A 20,623-nucleotide genomic window follows, 5' to 3' on the forward strand; every position below is an offset into this window, starting at 1 on the left:
CCGGCCGACAGGCACCTTCCACCTCAGCGCAGCGGCAGTGCGACGACGACGACCAGTGCCAGCACACTGACCAGCGCGACAGCGCCCGCCATCCAGGCGACACCGACGACGTCGGCACCGATGTGTCCGGAGCTCATACCCCGTACACCGCGCCGATACCGGCGCGCCTGACCGACGGCGATGACGAACGCGGTGCCCACGGTCAGCGCGCTGAGCACGAGCGGGAACCATCCGTGCAGCGGGACCCAGCGGAGGAACAGGGCTCCGGACAGGACCAGGGCGAGCAGAGTGCGGTTCCAGGCCAGTGACGTACGTTCGGGCTGCAGGCCGGGATCGGCGGGACCGCCCGGAGGTGGCCCCCCAGCACTTGCCCCTCGGGAACCGACGTGCGCGTTCATCGCCCGATGAGGACGCCGACGAGCACGGCCGCGGCGACGAGGGCACCGCCCACTGCCAGGACCGGGACCAGCAGCGGCAGGGGAAGAGGCGCCTGCCGACGCATGGCCCGCTCCACCCTCAACCACCGGACTCCTGCCGAAACGGCGAGCAGGAGCGCCAGCACCAGCAGGACGACGGCGAGCGCCGCGCGGACCGGCGGGATGAAGGTGTCCGGGGTAAAGGCCTCGACGGCGATCCCGCCGGCGAGCAGCGCCAGCGCCGTCCGAATCCAGGCCAGAAATGTCCGTTCGTTCGCCAGGGTGAAGCGGGGATCGGGCTCGATCCCGCCGCCGAGGAGCCGTGCAGATCGGGAGTGCCGGCGCTCCCGATCAGCGATGGGTTGCTCGGGCGTCCCCGCGACGGCGGGAAGGGCGTCGTCGTCACCGGGCTGGTCGGGTCGGTCGGCCTCACCGCGGGAAGATCTCACGCGCCCATCGTAGGTCCCGATGCTCGCCGTGACGGGCATTCCGCCGTCATCGGCAGATGCGCAGACAGGCGCCGTCAGGTGAACGCGGAGATGCCCGTCAGCGCCCGCCCCACGATGAGGGCATTGATCTCGTAGGAGCCCTCGTACGTGTAGACCGCCTCGGCGTCCGCGAAGACCTTGGCCATACCGTAGTCCGTCACAATGCCGTTGCCGCCGAGGATGCCCCGTCCGAGCGCGACGGTCTCCCGCATGCGCGCGGTGGTGAAGGACTTGGCGAACGCAGCCTGCGCCATGTCGGAGGCGCCCTGCGCCTGCAGATCGGCGACCCGCGCCATGACGGCCAGACTCGCCGTCGTATTGCCCATCATGGTCACGAGTTGGTCCTGCACCAGCTGGAAGCCCGCGATCGGACGGCCGAACTGGTGGCGCTCCAGCGCGTACTGCCGGGCGACGTCGAACGCTGCCAACTGCTGTCCCACGGCCTGCCAGCCGACGAGGATGCGTGAGCCGAGCAGGAGCTGACGGGTGTCGTCGAACGAATCGACCCCGGCGAACCGGTCGGCGTCGGGAACCATCACGTCGGTGAGCGTGATGTCGGCGTTCTGCACGGTCCGCAGCGCCGTCTTGTTGGCGATGGCGGTCCGGGTGACGCCGGGCAGGGTGGCGTCGAGGATGAAGCCGCGCACACCACCGGTCTCGGTGTCCCGCGCCCACAGGAGCATGTAGTCGCAGAAGGTGCCGTTGCCGATCCACCGCTTCGCGCCGTTGATGATCCACGTGTCGCCGTCCCGGGTGGCCGTGGTGGTCATGCCACCGGCCACGTCGGATCCGTGCAGGGGCTCCGTCAGCGCGAAGGCGCCGGTGATGCGCAGGTCCATGGCGTCCTGCAGCAGCCTGGCCTTCTGCTCCTCGTTGCCGAAGCTGTGCAGCGCCTGGACGAAGAGATCGTGATGGACCATGAAGAAGGTGGCTATGGACGTATCCGCACGCGTCATCTCCGCGATGACGAGACCACTGAACAAATGGCTGTAGCCCTGCTGGAGGGGCGTACTGAGCTGGAGGCCCGCCAGTTCGGGCAGAAGCGCGTGCGGGAACTCGGCGCGGTTCCACCACTCGGTGGCGCGCGGGGAGACCTCCTTGGCGAGGAAGTCACGGACGTCCTGCAGCTTCTCCCGCTCGTGGGCGGCGAGAAGGGATTCGAAGCCGAGGAAGTCCGCGGTGGGTAGCTGGCTCTCCATGGAGCCGTCCTTTCGATCGGGACCGGTGGCGGCGATCACTTCGGCGCCATGCGGATGGCTCCGTCGAGCCGGATGGTCTCCCCGTTGAGCATCTGGTTCTCCACGATGTGCGCGGCGAGCGCCGCGTACTCGACGGGTTTGCCGAGGCGGGAGGGGTGCGGCACCTGGGCGCCGAGGGAGTCCTGAGCCGCCTGCGGCAGGGAGGACATCATCGGTGTCTCGAAGATGCCCGGGGCGATCGTGACCACGCGGATGAGCGAGCGGGCCAGTTCGCGCGCTATCGGCAGGGTCATGGCAGCGACACCGCCCTTCGAGGCGGAGTACGCGGCCTGGCCGATCTGGCCGTCGAATGCGGCGACGGATGCGGTGTTGATGATGACGCCGCGCTCGTCGGAGCCGCCGAGCCCGCTCACGAGCTCCGTGCGGGCCATGGCTTCGGCGGCCAGCCGGATGACGTTGAAGGTGCCGAGGAGATTGACGGTGATGACGCGGGAGAACTGCTCGAGGGGCAGCACACCGTCACGTCCGAGGATCTTTCCGGGCGTCGCTATCCCTGCGCAGTTGACCACGATCCGCAGCGGACCGAGTCCGGTGGCGGCGTCGACCGCTGTCTGCACCTGCTCAGGATCGGCGACTTCGGCGGCCACGAAGCGCACGCGCTCGCCCGAGGGGTCCAGCTCAGCCGCGGTGTCCTGACCCGCCGACTGCGGGAGATCGACCAGGACCACCGAGGCGCCGTCGTCGAGCAGTCTGTGCGCCGTGGCGAGACCGAGTCCGGATGCTCCGCCGGTGACGAGGGCCACCGCTCCGCTGATGTCCATTCCTGTTCCTTCCCGTGAGGACCGCCGTTGGCCTGCCCACGCGCCCAGCGTACTGTGACGTGGCCCACTGCGCACCCGCACGATACTCCGTTGCGCAGGATGCCCAATTCGACGGCTCGGCGCTGTGGCTAGGGTGGTCAGATGCGCATTCCCGACGGAGCGGCCGCTGACGCGGCGAGGAGTGTGCGAGAACTGTTCTCCCGCCGCGTGCTCTGTCTACCGATGACGAGGATAGGTGCCGTCGCCTTTCCGTCCTCCGGCTTCCCATGTGGTCAGTGGCACTACTGGTGGCAGGCGCACTTCCTCGACTGCCTCATCGATGAACATCTCCGCGATCCCTCGGGTAACGCACTGTCCGAGGCGCGGAAGCTGGCGCGAGGAATCTGGCTGCGCAACGGCGCGCGGTGGCGCAACGCCTACTACGACGACATGGCCTGGCTTGCGCTGGCACTGCAGCGCCTCGATGAGGTCGAGGGGCGATCAACGCCACGCCGTCCCGTGCGGATCCTCGGTGACGCACTCCGCTCGGCGCACACCCAGGATCTGGGCGGCGGGGTGTTCTGGAACACCAGCCGGGACTTCAAGAACACGCCCAGCACCGCCCCGGCAGCGCTCTTCTTCGCGCGGGCCGGGGAGAGCGAGCGGGCACAGGAACTGCTCGACTGGCTGAGGGAGCACCTGTTCGACACCGGCAGCGGGCTCTACCTCGACGGCGTCAGGACCGACGGCTCCGTGGAGACCACACTGCACACCTACAACCAGGGCACAGTGCTCGGCGCGTTGATCGCCGTCGGCGGTCGCACTGATCTACGACAGGCGGGTGACCTCGTCCGGTCGATCGCGCGCGGCATGGCCGACGACGACGGCGTGCTGCCGCTGGATGCCAGGGGCGACGGCGGTCTCTTCACGGGGATTCTCTGTCGGTATCTGGCGCAGGCCGTTGTGGCGGGGATCGACCAGTCGGCGTCGTCGACTGCTCGCAACCTGCTCGAGGCGACGGCGGCGCATATCTGGAACGGGCGCACGCAGCTCGATCGGGAGGGACTTCTCTTCCCTCCCCCGCAGGGCGGTGCGGTCAGCCTATCCTCGCAGCTCCAGGCATGGATGACCCTCGAGGCGGAGCGGGCCTCGCGCTAGAGAAACCATCAGGACCATCGATTCACGAGCTCGCACTCTGGCAGTCGCATGGGGGCACCTGTAGCGTAGGTCTCCCGTGACATCCGAGGGGGACGCCGAGCAAGAGCGTTACCGATCTCAGGAGGTTCCCCATGAAAGCACTCGTGTACCACGGCCCCGGCAAGAAGGCATGGGAAGACGTGCCCGACCCCAGGATCATCGATGCAACCGACGTCATTGTCCGGATCGACACCACGACCATCTGCGGCACCGATCTCCACATCCTCAAGGGGGACGTCCCCGCGGTGACCGACGGCCGCATCCTCGGGCACGAGGGAGTGGGGACCATCACCGAGATCGGCTCCGCCGTGAACCAGCTCGCCGTGGGTGACCGCGTCATCATCTCCTGCGTCTCAGCGTGTGGTTCATGCTCGTACTGCCAGCAGCGACTACCCTCCCACTGCCTGTCCCCGGAAGGCGCAGAGGGTGTCGGCTGGATCTTCGGTCACCTCATCGATGGCACGCAAGCCGAGTACACACGCGTTCCGTTCGCCGAGAACTCACTGCACAAACTCCCCGAGGGAGTGAGCGACGAGGCGGGCATCATGCTCTCCGACATCCTGCCCACCGGATTCGAGATCGGCGTGCGCAACGGGCGTGTGAAACCGGGCGACGTCGTCGCCGTCATCGGCGCCGGTCCAGTGGGCCTGTCTACGATCATGACGGCGGGCCTCTATGGAGCCTCACGGGTCATCGCGATCGACCTCGACGACAATCGTCTCGAGCAGGCCAAACGCTTCGGCGCCACCGACGTCGTGAACAACGGCGCAGCGGACTGGAAGGAGCAGGTCATGGCGATGACTGACGGCCTCGGCGTGGACACCTCGATGGAGGCCGTTGGCATCCCGGCAACCTTCACCGCTGCCGTGGACATCATCCGTCCCGGAGGTACGGTCGCCAACCTCGGCGTGCATGGCACCTCGGTCGACCTGCCCCTCCAGGACCTCTGGATCAAGGACATCGCCATCACCACCGGCCTCGTCTCGGCGACGACCACCCCGATGCTCCTCAAACTGGTCGCTCAGGGCAAGCTCAGCCCCGAGCAGTTCGTCACCCACCGATTCAAGCTCGACGACTTCATGGACGCCTACGACACGTTCGGGCGGGCTGCCGAAACGAAGGCGATGAAGCTCGCGATCAGCCGCTGATCGGTGACAAGCGCGAGCATGGCCTTGGTGTCATTGCGTCGCAGCAACAGCGTAGGGCGGTACAGGGAAGTGCTGGTACGGCGCCGGGCGTAGTCAGCTCTACGATCGCAGGATGGATCCCTTCGATGTCGCCATCGATCATGAGCTGTTCCGCATCAGCGAGAGACGGCAACCCGGTGGCGCACTCAGTTGCGACTTCACGTGGCTCAATGGGCCGATGGAGGGAACCTATGGTTTCACGGTCGGTCGTTCCGCGGTCGGCACTGGAGGAATCACCCCCGATTCTGTAGGCCGTATGACCAGGGATGAACTCATCGCCGAGGTCCGAGGTTTTGTTGCGGGCATCTATGAACCAGACGGCTCGAGTGATGACTGGCCGGACCACGTCGCAGCCAGAGTCCGCGACGCCGAATGACAGTGTGCTGACGTAGCTCTTGGCGGCGGCGAGTCCGCGTGGCAGCCATACGTGACTGCCACGCGTGAATCGCGCATCCCGTGGGGCGTTCGACGGCGCGCGCCGCGTGTCATGCGCCGTAATGTCCGCGCAGAAGGTTGCGGGCGGGAAACAGCCGCTGTTTAGTGATGTACGACCATCCCGAGCGGCCGAGAGATCTGGATCGATGACGCCGCAGCAACCCCTCTGAGCGGCATGCTCGGACAGGGTGCTACTGCCAGACCGATGGAGAGTGGCTATGCCTGCACTGATTGTTCGGACCCAGCACCCGATGCGTCCTGGGGTCCATGAAAATCACCCGTACCCCGTATGGCAGGTGGTCGGAGCTCGAGAGCTGCTGCATTCGCCTCGGCCCCGCACCCTCTGACTGACCTACCGATCAACGCCTGGCTCATCGTGTCGGCACAACTGTGCTCCGACGCCTCTTCGCGCGAAGTGAGATGACGCCCGCAGCGTTCACGTACGACACCACGACCATTCACGTCGACGGCAGACGAACCGAAAGGAGTTCACCATGTTGATCGCACTGCTGTGGTACCTGGGAGCGGTCATCTTCACCTGGGCACTCGGTCTCTTCCTCCTCTGGAGGATAGAGAAGTCGGGAGTGAAACGCTGGGGCGCCACGGGACGCCTGTTCACCTACAAATAGTCCAAAGCAACGCAACCGATCCACAGCTGACACGTGAAAGTCCGATCGGGGTCCCTACGAAGGAGCACAATATAATGCAGTGGTACATAGGCGCCATGGCGTTGTATGCGGCATTCCTGATCTGGACGAATGTCAAAAGCCTGAAGATGGCGGAATCAGCAAGTGATTTCACTGCCGGTGGTCACCGGATGGGGTTGCTCCTCGGAACCGGGACGACGACGGCCACCTGGGTGAGCGTGGCTTCGGTGCTGGGCATTCCCGCGTTCCTGTACAGCGACGGCGCGGCAGCGATCATCGGCTGGATGGCCGGGTGGATCTTCGGCGGCGCCCTGATTCCCATCGTCGGATACAAGATCCGACGACCAGCCAATCCTGCTCGAACGTTCCCTGAGTTCGTCCGTATGCGCTACGACATGTTCGCGAGGAGAAGTTTTCTCCAGGCGCTCATCGGCGTCGTCATGTTCATCGGCTACCTTTTTCTGGTCAACATCCAGGCAACCGGCTTCGGGATCGTCTTCTCGTCGATCACAGGTGTCGATTACAAGGTCGCCATCTTCGGCTTTCTCATCTTCATCGTGATCACGAACGTCGGCGGCTTCTGGTCCGTCGCAACCACCGACACACTGAACGCAGCCGTCATCGCGATCGGGTGCATCGCCGCCGCAGTCACGGTCCTCCTGTCCACTGGGGGTCTGGGGAACATCCTGGACACGCTGGCGGTGACGACCGCTCCGATCAACGAGGGTGGTCCGGCGCTGGACCCGGGCGTTCTGCTCACCCCGACCGGGTCATTCGGTAGTGCAGCTCTGCTGTCGATCTTCATCTCGAACTCACTCGGTACCCCGTCATCGCCGCACTGGGTTGCCAGGATGCTGGCTCCGATGAATGTCAAAGTCGCGGTCCTGCAGATCATGGCGAATGTCGTGGTGCTGCTCGTCATCTGGCTCCCGCTGATCGTCATGGGACTGGGGGCCAAGGCGTTGATCCCCAGCCTGCCGGAAGGAGTCGCGACGGACTATGTCATCCCCTTGCTCCTGCAGGAGCACACGCCGGTCCTCGTGGCAGCTCTGACACTGGTTGCCATTTGCGCCGCGGCGGTCTCGACGGGCAACTCGATGCTGCTGACCTGCTCCACTTCGCTGTACTACGACGTCTACCTGAATTTGTTCGGTAGAACCGTCAGCGACAGGGCCCTCAAGAACTGGCTGCGATTCATTGTCTTCGTCGTCGCGGTGATAGCCGTGGTTCTCGCGATCGATCCGCTGTGGTTCCTGGCCATGGGATTCACCTACGTCTACGGAGGCTTCGGGGCGACGTTCTCGCTGACTGTTTTCCTCGGGCTGTACTGGAAGAGGATGAACAGGGCAGGCGCCTACGCGAGCATCATCGTCGGATTCGTCGCGTTCATCATCGCGACTGCTGCGGATGTGCCCGTTCCCTTCGTTGTAGCCGTATCGGCATCAGCTGTAGCCTGCCTGATCGCGGTCTACGCCACGAAACCGCCACCGCTCGAGTCATATGAGCCCTTCTTCGAGGCGGAGATCAGTGAATCGACGAAGGTGGCGGTCGAGCGTGTCCTGAAGTTGAACCCCGCACAACAATCTGAGGCTGTAGAGGTCAGAAGCGTCTGACCCGGCGGTGCTCCTTCTGCCGAAGGGGCACCGCCCGTCTTCCTGCCGTGGCGTAGCCGGGTGGTTCGGTCCCGGTCGCTCCTCGAGCACCGCAGTGACAGACTGCTCGTATGGAGAACACGACGCGCGATCACGATCTCGTCATCTACGGAGCAACCGGATTCGTCGGGGAACTGATCACCGCATACGTCGCGGAACACGCCCCTGCCGGTCTGCGCGTCGGAATCGCAGGTCGATCGAGAAGCAAGCTCGAGGCCGTTCGGTCCCGTTTGCCGGAGGCTGCACGCGAGTGGCCCATCATCGAGGCGGACTCCGAGCACCCCGGTTCCCTCGCCGACCTCGCAGAGAGCACGCGGGTGCTCTTCACCACCGTGGGCCCGTACGTGAAGTACGGGCTGCCCGTCGTCGAGGCGTGCGCCCGGGCCGGCACCCACTACGGCGATCTGACGGGCGAGGTGTCCTTCGTCCGTGAGGCCATCGACCGCTGCGACGCCCTCGCCAGAGAGACCGGTGCCCGCATCGTGCACGCGTGCGGCTACGACTCCGTACCCTCGGATCTCGCGGTCCTCCTCCTCCACCAGGCTGCGGAGGCCGACGACGCCGGCCCTCTGACGGAGGTACAGCTCGTCGCGACGGCGAAGGGCGGCGTCAGCGGAGGCACGATCGACTCGATGCGGGGCCAACTCGACGGTGCACGCCTGGACCCTGCGCTGAAGTCACTGGCCGGCGACCCCTATGCCCTCAGCCCGGACCGCGCCGAGGAACCGGCCACGTCACAGCCCGCGGATTACGGCCCCGTGAGTCGCTCGGCCAACGGCCTGTGGACGGCACCCTTCGTGATGGCCGCAGGCAATACCCGAATAGTGCGCCGGAGCAATGCCCTGCAGGGCTGGGCCTACGGCCGCTCGCTCCGGTACTCCGAAGCGATGGGTATCTCCCGCGGACCGGCAGGAGCCGTGGTCGCCGGCGTCGTTGCCGTGGGACTGAAGCTTTTCATGGGGGCCATGGCAGTCCCCGCGACGCGGCGCGTACTCGATCGCCTCCTCCCTGCTCCGGGCAAGGGTCCGAGTGTCCACGCGCAGAGCACAGGATGGTTCCGCTCCACGGCGACTGCTCAGACCGGAAGAGGTCACCGCTACCAGGCCACCGCGAAGGGACCGGGAGATCCGGGCTATGCCGCGACCGCGGTGATGGCAGGTGAAACCGCACTCGCCCTGGCGCTCGACGGCGACCGCCTCCCGGCCGTGAGCGGATCGCTGACGCCGGCCTCGGCGCTCGGCGACGTGCTCGTGGAACGGCTACGAGCTGCCGGCCACACCTACGAGGTCACCAGGCTCTCCTGAGGATCCTCTGCCGGGACGAGTATCGACGAAGCCCTGAGCCTGTCCGCATTCGTGGAGCAGGCCCTTCGCGCCTACCTGAAGGAGAACTGATGCTCCGCGTCCGCCCGCTCGTGTACACCTCCGATCTGCCCAGCGCGAGCGCGTTCCTGCTCGCGCTGGGGCTCAGCCCCGCCGTCGACCCGGAACCGACCGACGCCTACGCGGTGTTCGACGCCGGGAGCGGTCGCGTCGCCCTCCAAGCCTGCGAGCCGGGGAGCGCCGAGGAGGGAACGACGTCGCTCGCCTTCGATGTCTCCGACGTGACCGAATTCGCGCGGCGTACCAGGGAGGCCGGGACTGCTGTTGAACTGTCGCAGGAGGGACACGGGCTCGCGGCCCGCATCACGGCACCGGACGGGACGTCCTTCCTCGCCGATCCCGGTCCACGCGCGACGACGGCGGAGCCGACCCCGCTCTCCGTCCTCGCCCTCTGGTACACGCCCGACCTCGAGTCCGCCGTGCGTGTCCTGAAGGACATCGGTGCCAGACCGCGCATCAGCTCTGATGCCGGCACGTGGCACGATTTCAGCGCGAAGAACGGCGGGCTGGTCGCCCTCCACGCCGGCGAACGCACCGGCCTGGAGTTGGCCTTCGAGTACGACGGCGATGTCCGGGCCTGCGTCGGCGGCCTCCTCACGGCCGGCGTCGAGCCCACCGTGATCGACGAGAGCTACGGCCGGTCCCTGCGCGTGCCTGCTCCCTGGGGCGCGGAGATCTGGATCAACGAGCGGCAGCGGGATCTGCACGGGTACACCGAGCACTGACGTCACGGGCTGCGCCGTATTCAGCCACGGGCCGAAGAGCCGCGCGTCGTCGACGGGCCGGAAGAGGTCTGCTATAGAACTAGGGTATGAACGTACGCACCCCTGACCCCAATCCGGGCTGGCTCTCCGAAGAAGATCTGTACGAGGCCCGCCGCCGCCTGCCGATGGTGTACGTGGAGGCGATCCCCGTGCGCCTCGACGCCCTCGGGTACGTCGACGAGGTCGGTCTGCTCCTGCAGGCTAATGAGCAGGGGGAGATGGTGCGCACCTTCGTATCGGGCCGCGTGATGTACCGGGAAACCATCCGTGCTGCGCTGCTGCGGCATCTCGAGAAGGATCTTGGGCCGCTGGCACTGCCTCAGCTGGCGCCGTCCCCCCTACCCTTCACCATCGCCGAGTACTTCCCGTCCCCCTCGGAGACCGGGCTGACGGACGACCGCCAGCACGCCGTCGCGCTCGCCTATCTCATCCCCGTGACGGGTGAGTGCAATCCCCGCCAGGACGCTCTCGAACTGTCCTGGATGACGCCGTCGGAGGCGCTCAGCCCCACCATCCAGGCGGAGTTCTCCGGTGGACGCGCCGATCTCCTGCGCCAGGCACTGGCGCATGCCGGCTGGGCGCGGTAGGGGCGCCCGACGCCGGCAGCCGGCCGCGTGTCGTACGGTGAGAGATGAGCGGCGCGCCGAAGAGCGCTGAATCAGGAGAGGATCGATTGGCGGACAGGGACACGACAGGACTGCGCGCGCTTCCCGCGGACCGGCTGGCGGTGGGGGACGTCCTCGCGCTTCCCCGGAATGCAGGGACCGCCTCGGTCACCGCGGTAAGGATCGAGAACGACGACTTCGGGGTTGCGGCGCTCGTCGTCGCCACGCTCGCGGACGGGCGCCGCATCTCCATCGCGGCCGGATCCGTGATCTACGTCGAATCCGCTGAGGCGGAGCTCGAGGCGTCAGCGGTCGCAGCCGACGAGGGCTCGCCCGAAGCGCTCGTGGCCCGGATCGCCCAGACCTACCCGGGCAACGCCGCCCTGCAGGAGATCGCGGGGCGACTGGCGAAGGGCATCAATCTCAAGGCCGGCAGCAATCTCCAGGACCTGCACCAGTTCGCCACCGCGCTGCTGGTCGACGAGGGCGATACGGCTGCCGCCCTCAGCATCGCCGATCTGCTGGCCGCCCAGCCCTTCGACGGCAACTTCGGGCGGTGGAAGTGGATCGAGGGCGGTCTTGCGATCGCGGCGTACCTCACCCGGCACGACGACGACCGCTCGGCGGCGTACTCCGCGGCCATCCTCGCGGCCGACGCCGCAGAGACGGACCCGCTGCGCGCGAAGACCGCGGCACTGTACCGCCAGCGCCAGCTCAACGAGCCGAATGTGTACGACCCGGAGATCCTGCGCGCCTCCGCTGCCGGTCAGCACGACGTCGAGCGCGACTGGCGCGTCCTGCGCATCGGCGTCCTGCTGTATCTGCGGGCGCACGGAGGTTCGGAAACTCTGAGCCGGGAGGTGCTCGAGCGGCGCATCGCCGCGGAGCTCGCCGCCGTCAGTGCCCTGGACGCCCAGCTGGAGCAGAGCTGAGCCACGGCGGGCAACACGTCCGAAGACTGGCAAAATAGGGTGGTGCATCCACAGTCCCAGCAGTCGTCCTTCGCCTTCTCCGTCCAGTCCCGCCTCGAGGACACGACGCCGGGAGGCGGGAACGGCGGACTCCGGCACGGACGTACCGGCACCATCACCACCCCGCACGGGCAGATCAGCACACCGGCGTTCATCCCGGTGGGCACGAAGGCCTCGGTGAAGGCGGTCCTCCCCGGGGCCATGGCGGATCTCGGAGCCCAGGCACTGCTGGCCAACGCCTACCACCTGTATCTGCAGCCCGGCGCCGACATCCTGGACGAGGCCGGGGGCCTGGGCGCCTTCATGAACTGGCCCGGCCCGACGTTCACCGATTCCGGCGGCTTCCAGGTCATGAGCCTGGGCTCCGGGTTCAAGAAGGTCATCGCCATGGACGCCCCCGTCGATGCCGAGACGGCCGGGGCGGACGACCGCGTCGCCGTCGGGAAGGAGCGCCTGGCGCACATCGACGACGACGGCGTCTGGTTCAAGTCGCACCTCAACGGCGACCGCCACCGGTTCACCCCCGAGATCTCCATGCAGGTGCAGCACCAGCTCGGCGCGGACATCATGTTCGCCTTCGACGAGCTCACCACCCTCATGAACTCGCGCGGCTACCAGGAGGAATCGCTCGAACGGACCAGACTGTGGGCGCAGCGCTGCGTCTCCGAGCACGAGCGCCTCACCACCGAGCGCAGCCACCGGCCCTATCAGGCGCTCTTCGGCGTCATCCAGGGCGCCCAGTACGAGGACCTGCGACGCAAGGCCTCCGCCGACCTCGGGGCCATGAACTTCGACGGCTTCGGGATCGGCGGCGCCCTCGAGAAGGAGAATCTGGGCACCATCCTCGGCTGGTGCAGCGACGAGCTCCCCGAGGACAGACCCCGCCACCTGCTCGGCATCTCCGAACCGGACGATCTGTTCACCGGCATCGAGAACGGCGCCGACACCTTCGACTGCGTCTCCCCCACCCGGGTGGCCCGCAACTCCGCGTTCTATACCCCGGACGGTCGCTGGAATCTCTCCAACGCCCGGTTCAGACGCGACTTCACCCCGCTCGTGGAAGGCTGCGACTGCTACACCTGCACGCACTACACCCGCGCCTACATCCACCACCTCTTCAAGGCCAAGGAGATGGTCTCGGCAACGCTGATCTCCATCCACAACGAGCGCTTCGTGGTACGGATGGTCGACGACGCCCGGGCAGCCATCGACGACGGCACCTTCTACGACCTCAAGGCGGAGGTCCTCGGGCGCTACTACGCCTGACGGGGCCTGCCGCTGGTGAGCCAACGTCGGCCGGGTTGTCCCTGCCGCGACCTACTCTCCCTGCTCCTGGCACTGCACGTGCCACTGCACCCGAGCGGCTTCTTCGCGGAATCGGGTGGCCGCGCCGGACTCTGGTCGGGCAGACTAGGAGGATGTCCAACACCCAGTCATCCGCGCCTCCCGTCACCCTGACCATCGCCGGATCTGAGGCCACCGGCGGCGCCGGAGCCCAGGCCGATCTGCGCACCTTCCAGGAACTCGGTGTCTACGGCATCACGGCGCTGACCTGCATCGTCTCGTTCGATCCGGCGAACGAGTGGCAGCACCGCTTCGTGCCGGTAGATCAGCAGGTCATCGCCGATCAGCTCGAGGCCATCCAGACCACCTACCCGCTCACCACGGTCAAGCTCGGCATGCTCGGCACCCCCGCCACCATCGACACCGTGGCCACGTCGCTCAAGAGTCAGGAATGGGACAACGTGGTCCTCGACCCGGTACTGATCTGCAAGGGACAGGAGCCCGGTGCCGCGCTCGACACCGACCAGGCGCTCACGGCGAAGATCCTGCCGCTGGCGACCTTCGTCACGCCCAATCATTTCGAGGCGGAGTCGCTCTCGGGCATCAGCATCAGGACCCTCGAGGACCTGAAGGAGGCGGCGCGCATCATCCACCGCAAGAGCGGCGCCGTCGTCCTCGCCAAGGGCGGCGTACGCATCGAGGGCCCGGACGCCGTCGACGTCTACTTCGACGGCGAGACCCTCGAGGTGCTGTCCACCCCGAAGATCGGCGACGTCGCCGTCAGCGGCGCCGGCTGCACCCTGGCCGCCGCGGTCGCCGCGGAGCTGGCGAAGGGCGCCACGCCGCTCGACGCCGCACGCACGGCGAAGGAGTTCGTCACCGAGGGCATCCGGAACCGCGTCACCTCGAACGCACCGTTCGACGCCGTCCGCCAGGGCGGGGCACGCTCCTCGGACTGACACGGGCGGGCAACGGCGTCGGTCGGCGTCGTCCCCCGGGTTGCGGCTGCTGTGCCGGCCGACGCGCTACCGGTCGGCGTCGTTGTTCACCGCTCGGAAAGGCGGCGCCTGAGATAATTTAGCCCGAGTGCGCCGCCAGGAACGCGTACACCTCGGTCTCGTCGACGCCCGGGAAGGCGCCCGGCGGCATGGCTGCGAGCAGGTGCGAGTGGGCGCGGGCACTCGGCCAGGCGTGTCCGGCCCATTCCCGTGCCAGCTCCGACGGCGGGCGTCGGCAGCAGGACTCGTCCGGGCAGGAGGACTTCCCGCGGATGTCCGTGTCCCGCCCGCGGAACCACTTCACCTGCGCGTACGGCACCCCGATGCTGAGCGAGAACTCGCCGCTGGCGGCCCGCTCGGTCCGGGCCGTGCACCAGTAGGTGCCGCTCGGGGTATCGGTGTACTGGTTGTAGGCCCTGAACTTGTCCGGCACGTCGAACACCACGCGCGAGGTCCAGCGACGGCACGACGGCTGTCCCTCGATGGCGCCGGTGTGGTCCTGCGGGAACGTGACGCCGTCGTTCTCGTAGGCCTTGTAGATGATCCCGCTCTTGTGGGTCTTCTGGAAGTGCGTGCGGATATCCAGGTGCTCGGTGGCCAGATTCGTGAAGCGGTGCGCGGCGGTCTCGTAGGAGACGGCAAAGGTGTCGCGGATGTCCTCCACGGCGATCTCCTTCGCGGCCTTGGCGCGCCGGAGGTAGTCCACGGCCGGCTTCTCAGGCAGCAGGAGTGCCGCGGCGAAGTAGTTGGTGGCCACGCGCTGCCGGAGGAAGTCGCCGTAGCTCACCGGCGTGTCGTGCCCCAGCACGTAGTGACCGAGGGCCTGCAGCAGCACCGACCGTGGATCGTGATCGGAGCGCTGGGACTGGGTGAGATAGATCCGGCGATTCTTCAGATCCGTGACCGACCGGGTGGAGTGCGGCAGATCGTTCACGTGGTGCAGCGAGAACCCGAGGTGCGCGGCCATGTCGGCGATCAGATGCTGTGACACGGGCCCGGCGCTGTACCCGACGGCGTCGAGCACCGACTGCGCCTGGGCCTCGATCTCCGGGAAGTAGTTGTTGCGCTCCCGCATCTCACGGCGCAGTTCCGCGTTGGCCCGCCGCGCCTCCTCCGGAGTGGCCACCTGCTCGTTCAGCCGGCGCTCGAGCTCACCCTGCAACCCGACGAGCGATTCCAGCACCTCCATCGGCAGCCTCGACGAGAGCCTGACCTTCGGCAGACCGAGCGATTCGTACAGCGGACCGCGCTGCGCCCGTTCCAGCTCGATCTCCAGGGCGGCACGGCGCGACGGCGGTTCCGCACCGAGCAGCTCGGCGAGCGGGACGCCGAGCGCTCCGGCAAGACCCTGCAGCAGACCGAGCTTCGGTTCCCGTTTGCCGTTCTCGATGAGTGAGAGCTGGGACGCGACAGTCCCGACGGCGGCGCCCAGGTCGTCGAGCGTCATCCCCTTCGCCTTCCGCAGGTGACGCACGCGTCGTCCCAGACTCAGCAGGTCCAGTGGGGTGTCCTGAGCCGGAGGCGAAGCGGCAGGTGTCCGGTTCCAGGCGGGAGTCGTCATTTCTTGACGATAGACGAAGAAGTGCGTTTCTTTCCAGCATTTCGCTCTGGAAGGCGGTGGAAAAGCAATGGAGCGTTGATTCCACACCACTCGCAGCATCCGTCACGAAGGAGACAGCCATGACCCACGAACCGAACACCCCCTCCACCGGTGATCAGCAGGAGCAGCTCACGGCTGCAGCCCGCGAGCTGGAGCTCGAATGGTCGGCCGATCCACGCTGGGACGGCGTGGCACGCGACTACTCGGCAGCCGACGTCGTCCGCCTGCGCGGCAGTGTCCAGGAGGAGCACACCCTCGCCCGGCGGGGAGCGGAGAAGCTGTGGAACCAGCTGACCGACGAGGCGGGATCCGGCGGCTACACGAACGCCCTCGGCGCCCTCACCGGCAACCAGGCCGTACAGCAGGTCAAGGCCGGACTGCGGGCCATCTACCTCTCCGGCTGGCAGGTGGCCGCGGATGCGAACAACGCCGGGCACACCTACCCGGACCAGTCGCTGTATCCCGCGAACTCGGTACCCACCGTGGTACGCCGGATCAACAACGCGCTGCTGCGTGCCGACCAGATCGAGTGGGCGGAGGGTACGTCCACGGTCCAGGACTGGCTCGTCCCGATCGTCGCCGACGCCGAGGCGGGCTTCGGCGGACCGCTGAACGCCTACGAGCTGATGAAGTCGATGATCCAGGCGGGGGCCGCCGGCGTCCACTGGGAGGATCAGCTCGCCTCGGAGAAGAAGTGCGGGCACCTCGGCGGCAAGGTGCTGATCCCGACGCAGCAGCACGTGCGCACGCTCAACGCGGCCCGGCTCGCGGCCGACGTCGCCGGGACGCCGTCGGTGATCGTTGCCCGCACCGACGCCGAGGCAGCGACGCTGATCACCTCCGACGTCGACGAGCGTGACCAGCCCTTCGTCACCGGCGAGCGCACGCCTGAAGGCTTCTACCACGTGCGCAACGGCCTCGAGGCCTGCATCGCCCGTGGCAGGGCCTACGCCCCCTACGCTGATCTGCTCTGGATGGAGACCGGCACCCCCGATCTCGACCTCGCCCGCAGGTTCGCCGAAGGCATCAAGTCGGAGTTCCCCGACCAGATGCTCGCCTACAACTGCTCGCCGTCGTTCAACTGGCGCAAGCACCTCGATGACGCCACGATCGCCACGTTCCAGCGCGAGCTCGGTGCCATGGGCTTCACGTTCCAGTTCATCACCCTCGCCGGCTTCCACGCGCTCAACTACTCCATGTTCGATCTGGCCCACGGCTACGCCCGGGACGGCATGAGCGCCTACGTGGACCTGCAGGAGCGCGAGTTCGCCGCCGAGGACCGCGGCTACACCGCCACGCGGCACCAGCGCGAGGTCGGCACCGGCTACTTCGACCAGGTGGCCACGGCGCTCAATCCCGCCGGCAGCACGCTCGCCCTCGCCGGGTCCACCGAGACCCAGCAGTTCCACTAGATCCTTCCCGCCGAGATGGCGGATATGACCGCGCGGCACCTCGTGACCGGTCATATCTGCCATCTCGGCGGCCCCTACCTCAAGGAGCACACCATGAACGGCCAGTACACCCTGAACGGCATCACTCTGACCGCCCTGCCGGTGCCACGGCAGGCTGAGATCCTGACCCGCGAGGCACTCGACTTCGTCAGGGCACTCCACAAGGCCACCCACAAGCGCCGCGAGGAACTCCTCCACAACCGGTGCCGCCAGCGCAAGGCCGTCGCCGCAGGGATCGATCCTCAGTTCCTGCCCGAGACGCGCCACGTGCGCGACGACGCCTCCTGGCGGGTGGCCCCGACGGCGCCCGGCCTCGAGGACCGCCGGGTCGAGATCACCGGCCCCGTGGACCGCAAGATGACCATCAACGCATTGAACTCGGGGGCGAAGGTCTGGCTCGCGGACATGGAGGACTCCTCGACGCCGTCGTGGTCCAACGTGATCAACGGGCAGCTGAACCTGAAGGACGCCCTCGCGGGCCGGATCGACTTCACCTCCCCGGAGGGCAAGGAGTACCGGGTCCGGGGCGATGCCGCCGAGCTGCCCACCATCGTGGTCCGCCCCCGAGGCTGGCACCTGTCGGAGAAACACGTCCTCATCCAGGACGTGGCCGTGGCCGGTGGCCTGCTCGACTTCGCGCTGTACTTCTTCCACAACGCGCGCACGCTCATCGAGCAGGGACGTGGCCCCTACTTCTACCTGCCGAAGATCGAGAACCACCTCGAGGCACGGCTGTGGAACGACATCTTCGTCCAGGCGCAGCAGCTGCTCGGTATCCCGCAGGGCACCATCCGCGCCACCGTTCTCATCGAGACCATCACGGCGGCCTTCGAGATGGAGGAGATCCTCTACGAACTGCGCGATCACGCCGCGGGGCTGAACGCCGGCCGCTGGGACTACATCTTCTCCGTGATCAAGAACTTCCGTACCAGGGGTCCGCGGTTCATCCTGCCGGACCGCAACGCGGTCACCATGACCGCGCCGTTCATGCGCTCCTACACCGAGCAGCTCGTGCGTGCGTGCCATCGACGCGGCGCCCATGCGATCGGCGGCATGGCAGCGTTCATCCCCAACCGGCACGACGAACAGGCCAATGCGCTCGCGCTCGAGAAGGTCCGCGCGGACAAGTCCCGCGAGGCCGACGACGGCTTCGACGGCTCGTGGGTGGCCCACCCCGATCTCGTCCCCGTGGCCATGGAGGTGTTCGACGCAAAGTTGGGCGACCGGCCCAATCAGCTCGACCGCCGGCGCGACGACGTCGAGCCGGACGCTCGGGGGCTCCTCGACGTCGCCGCGACCCCGGGCACCATCACGGAACGGGGCGTGCGGGAGAATCTGGAGATCGGCGTCCGGTACATCGAGTCATGGCTGCGCGGGCAGGGTGCCGCGGCGATCAACAATCTCATGGAGGACGCCGCCACCGCGGAGATCTCGCGGTCGCAGATCTGGCAGTGGATCAACGCGAGCGCCATCACGGACGACGGCGAGATCATCACCCGGGAGTGGGTCACCGAGCTGCTCGACGAGGAGTTCGCGGCCCTGACGCGGTTCGACGGGGACCAGTTCGACACGGCCCGGGAGATCTTCGAGGAGGTTGCCCTCAGCGAGACGTTCCCTGCGTTCCTGACCGTGACCGCCTACTCGAAGTACCTGCGGGACCGGAGGGAGCTGGCTCCGGTATAGGCGTCCCGCGCCGGGAGGGGAAGGCGCCGTCGGCGTCGTCCCCTCCCGCGTTGGAGCCCTTATGGCGCCGTGGGCGTGGGTGCCGACGTCGTCGTCGCTCCGGGCGTCGGTGCCTGGGTCTCCTCGCCGCCGCAGAACAGCCCTGCAGGCGTGGCGTCGACCGCGTCCGGTTCCACGAGGCCCTCGTATGCCGACCCGAGGATGACGTCCACCGTACGATCCTCGCGCTCGTCCGGCACGAAGATCGCCTCCGGAATGACGCGCTGCACGGTGAACGCATTGGCGCGGCCGCCCTCGCCTGCGACGATGAGCGCCGTCATGCCCCTTGGCCCCACATCCTGGTTGCCGATCTCGCGCACAGCGAAGGCGCGCTCACGCAATTGCTCCGCAGCTGTGCCGGCAAGACCGCCGATGGTGGTGCTGTTGAAGACGTCGACGGTGATCGAGCTCGCATCCTGCAGTTCGAAGGGCCCGGCAGGGCAGGTCGACGTCGGGGACGGCCTTGGAGAGGGCTCGAGTGCGTCGAAGCTGATGTCTCCACGGGCAAGGCCCACGGCCACGTAGACGGCTGTCGCCAGCAGGCCTGCCAGAACCACGAGGACCACGCCGTGGCGGATCCGGCGCCTGGAGGTACGCCGTCGGTCCGCGGCGTCGTCCGTCTCGAACGTGCTGCTGAGATCGGTCTCCGTGACGATGGTCTGGCCATGCCACTCCCTGGGGTCGCGTCTGGCCCGGGCCCGCTGCTTGCGCCGGGATTCAGGCCTACTCATCGGGCACGATGCCGATTCTGGTTCTGGAGATCACTGCCCCAGCCTAGATAATGGGCGGCATCAATGGAACGCAGGCTCGTCGTCCTTTCGTGGCCGCGTGCCACCGGCGTACGCTCACTCCTCAGGCAGAGCGGGAAGCTCGTCGTCGAGTCCTGGATAGGAGGGCTGGGCGCCGGGTTGCTGGACGGCGTAGGAGCCCACCTGCACGGCGAAGCGTACGGCGTCCTCGAGGGCGGCTCCCGCAGCAAGGCGTGCCGCGAGCGCTCCGACGAATGCATCGCCGGCACCCGTCGTGTCCACGACGTCGACGCGCGGGGCGGGCACCATGGCGATGGGACCGCCGTCGGACACCAGCGCTCCAGCGCCACCGAGCGTCATGACCACCGACGCCAGTCCGCACTTCCGCAGTGCCTCCACCACACCATGGTGGTCGGTGGCTTCCGGGCCTCCGAGCTGGGCCAGGACCAGCGCTCCCTCGTGTTCGTTGACCACCAGCGGATCGGCCCGGAGGAGCGCATCACGATCGAGGAGAATGACCGGCGCCAGATTCAGGATCACCCGCCCCGAGGCCAGGCGCATGGCGGCGGTGGTGGTGCCCGCGGGCAGCTCACCCTGCACCACGACGACGGCCGCACCCGCGATGGTCTCGGTGGTCGCGTCCACCTGCGCCGGAGTGACCTCGGCGTTCGCTCCGGGAAGCACCACGATGGTGTTCTCACCGTCATCGGAGACCTCTACGACGGCGATACCCGTCGATCCGGGCACCGTCCGGACTGACCGCAGGTCGACGCCGGCGCTTCTCAGCGTCGAGAGCGCCGTATCGGCGTAGTCGTCCGATCCCACGGCGCCGACCATGGTGACATCGCCACCCAGCAGCGCTGCGCCCACTGCCTGATTGGCGCCCTTGCCGCCGGGCAGCACGGTCAATGATCGCCCGGAGACGGTCTCGCCGGGCTGCGGGTGCCGCTCGAGCGTGACCACCAGATCCGCATTGATGGAGCCGACGACGACGATGCCGGTCAGTCCTGTACTCATGGCGCGAGTCTCTCATGACGACTTGTCACCGATAGAAACCTCGGGACGATCTCGAAGAG

20 protein-coding genes are annotated in these 20,623 nt (G+C 67.4%); 13 read left to right on the plus strand and 7 right to left on the minus strand.

The genetic code is table 11. The features are described 5' to 3' along the window. Nucleotides 1-23: 23 nt before the first annotated feature. The 4 genes from E8P82_RS10850 to E8P82_RS10865 form a co-directional block, all read right to left on the minus strand. Nucleotides 24-398, minus strand: a complete 375-nt coding sequence (locus E8P82_RS10850) for a DUF202 domain-containing protein (RefSeq protein ID WP_136454838.1) — start codon at nt 396-398, stop codon at nt 24-26. Then, on the minus strand, nt 395-775 hold the full coding sequence (locus E8P82_RS10855) for a YidH family protein (protein WP_246021291.1): 381 nt from the start codon (nt 773-775) through the stop codon (nt 395-397). The genes E8P82_RS10850 and E8P82_RS10855 overlap by 4 nt, the downstream gene beginning before the upstream one ends. Before the next feature lie 164 nt (nt 776-939). Beyond that, nucleotides 940-2,103 carry an acyl-CoA dehydrogenase family protein gene (locus tag E8P82_RS10860; RefSeq protein WP_136454842.1) on the minus strand — a complete coding sequence of 388 codons (1,164 nt, stop codon included), beginning with the start codon at nt 2,101-2,103 and terminating at the stop codon, nt 940-942. Nucleotides 2,104-2,138: 35 nt separating this feature from the next. Further along, nucleotides 2,139-2,924: a 3-hydroxyacyl-CoA dehydrogenase gene (locus E8P82_RS10865; RefSeq protein WP_136454844.1), complete on the minus strand. Its 786-nt coding sequence runs from the start codon at nt 2,922-2,924 to the stop codon at nt 2,139-2,141. A 141-nt stretch (nt 2,925-3,065) separates the two neighbouring features. Between E8P82_RS10865 and E8P82_RS10870 the strand changes: the two genes are divergently transcribed. From E8P82_RS10870 to thiD, 11 genes are all read left to right on the plus strand, one after another. Further along, nucleotides 3,066-4,061: a glycoside hydrolase family 76 protein gene (locus E8P82_RS10870; RefSeq protein ID WP_136454845.1), complete on the plus strand. Its 996-nt coding sequence runs from the start codon at nt 3,066-3,068 to the stop codon at nt 4,059-4,061. 131 nt (nt 4,062-4,192) lie between these two features. Continuing rightward, nucleotides 4,193-5,248 (plus strand): zinc-dependent alcohol dehydrogenase family protein, encoded by a 1,056-nt coding sequence (locus E8P82_RS10875; protein ID WP_136454847.1) that lies wholly within the window; start codon nt 4,193-4,195, stop codon nt 5,246-5,248. 112 nt (nt 5,249-5,360) lie between these two features. Then, nucleotides 5,361-5,663: a hypothetical protein gene (locus E8P82_RS10880; protein WP_136454848.1), complete on the plus strand. Its 303-nt coding sequence runs from the start codon at nt 5,361-5,363 to the stop codon at nt 5,661-5,663. 553 nt (nt 5,664-6,216) lie between these two features. Further along, on the plus strand, nt 6,217-6,351 hold the full coding sequence (locus E8P82_RS15405; RefSeq protein WP_281275794.1) for a hypothetical protein: 135 nt from the start codon (nt 6,217-6,219) through the stop codon (nt 6,349-6,351). A gap of 74 nt (nt 6,352-6,425) precedes the next feature. After that, nucleotides 6,426-7,982 carry a sodium:solute symporter family protein gene (locus tag E8P82_RS10885; protein WP_136454850.1) on the plus strand — a complete coding sequence of 519 codons (1,557 nt, stop codon included), beginning with the start codon at nt 6,426-6,428 and terminating at the stop codon, nt 7,980-7,982. Nucleotides 7,983-8,092: 110 nt separating this feature from the next. Beyond that, on the plus strand, nt 8,093-9,325 hold the full coding sequence (locus E8P82_RS10890; protein ID WP_136454851.1) for a saccharopine dehydrogenase family protein: 1,233 nt from the start codon (nt 8,093-8,095) through the stop codon (nt 9,323-9,325). A gap of 89 nt (nt 9,326-9,414) precedes the next feature. Continuing rightward, entirely contained in the window at nt 9,415-10,128 is a 714-nt protein-coding gene (locus E8P82_RS10895; protein WP_136454853.1) for a VOC family protein, read from the plus strand. Between the two features lie 86 nt (nt 10,129-10,214). Then, a complete protein-coding gene (locus tag E8P82_RS10900; RefSeq protein ID WP_136454855.1) occupies nt 10,215-10,754 on the plus strand; it encodes an NUDIX hydrolase family protein in 540 nt (179 codons plus the stop codon). Nucleotides 10,755-10,840: 86 nt separating this feature from the next. Beyond that, a complete protein-coding gene (locus tag E8P82_RS10905; protein WP_136454856.1) occupies nt 10,841-11,704 on the plus strand; it encodes a DUF6707 family protein in 864 nt (287 codons plus the stop codon). Between the two features lie 42 nt (nt 11,705-11,746). Beyond that, nucleotides 11,747-13,009 (plus strand): tRNA guanosine(34) transglycosylase Tgt, encoded by a 1,263-nt coding sequence (gene tgt / locus E8P82_RS10910; protein WP_136454858.1) that lies wholly within the window; start codon nt 11,747-11,749, stop codon nt 13,007-13,009. A 152-nt stretch (nt 13,010-13,161) separates the two neighbouring features. Further along, nucleotides 13,162-13,986: a bifunctional hydroxymethylpyrimidine kinase/phosphomethylpyrimidine kinase gene (gene thiD, locus E8P82_RS10915; RefSeq protein WP_136454859.1), complete on the plus strand. Its 825-nt coding sequence runs from the start codon at nt 13,162-13,164 to the stop codon at nt 13,984-13,986. A 118-nt stretch (nt 13,987-14,104) separates the two neighbouring features. Here thiD and E8P82_RS10920 read toward each other — a convergent pair whose 3' ends face one another. Next, nucleotides 14,105-15,586, minus strand: a complete 1,482-nt coding sequence (locus tag E8P82_RS10920; RefSeq protein WP_136454861.1) for a helix-turn-helix domain-containing protein — start codon at nt 15,584-15,586, stop codon at nt 14,105-14,107. A 119-nt stretch (nt 15,587-15,705) separates the two neighbouring features. Between E8P82_RS10920 and aceA the strand changes: the two genes are divergently transcribed. Together aceA and aceB are read left to right on the plus strand one after the other, a co-directional pair. Continuing rightward, complete coding sequence (gene aceA, locus E8P82_RS10925; protein ID WP_136454863.1) at nt 15,706-17,037, plus strand: isocitrate lyase; 1,332 nt, start codon at nt 15,706-15,708, stop codon at nt 17,035-17,037. A 93-nt stretch (nt 17,038-17,130) separates the two neighbouring features. Beyond that, nucleotides 17,131-18,759 (plus strand): malate synthase A, encoded by a 1,629-nt coding sequence (gene aceB / locus E8P82_RS10930; protein ID WP_136454998.1) that lies wholly within the window; start codon nt 17,131-17,133, stop codon nt 18,757-18,759. Between the two features lie 59 nt (nt 18,760-18,818). Here the strand turns inward: aceB and E8P82_RS10935 are convergent, their stop codons facing one another. Continuing rightward, the gene (locus E8P82_RS10935) at nt 18,819-19,529 is read right to left on the minus strand and encodes a LytR C-terminal domain-containing protein (protein WP_136454864.1); all 711 of its coding nucleotides are present in this window, start codon (nt 19,527-19,529) and stop codon (nt 18,819-18,821) included. A gap of 114 nt (nt 19,530-19,643) precedes the next feature. Continuing rightward, nucleotides 19,644-20,564: a ribokinase gene (locus E8P82_RS10940; RefSeq protein ID WP_136454866.1), complete on the minus strand. Its 921-nt coding sequence runs from the start codon at nt 20,562-20,564 to the stop codon at nt 19,644-19,646. Between the last annotated feature and the right edge of the window lie 59 nt (nt 20,565-20,623).

It is taken from the genome of Arthrobacter echini (genome assembly GCF_004803505.1).
Lineage (GTDB): Bacteria > Actinomycetota > Actinomycetes > Actinomycetales > Micrococcaceae > Arthrobacter_D > Arthrobacter_D echini.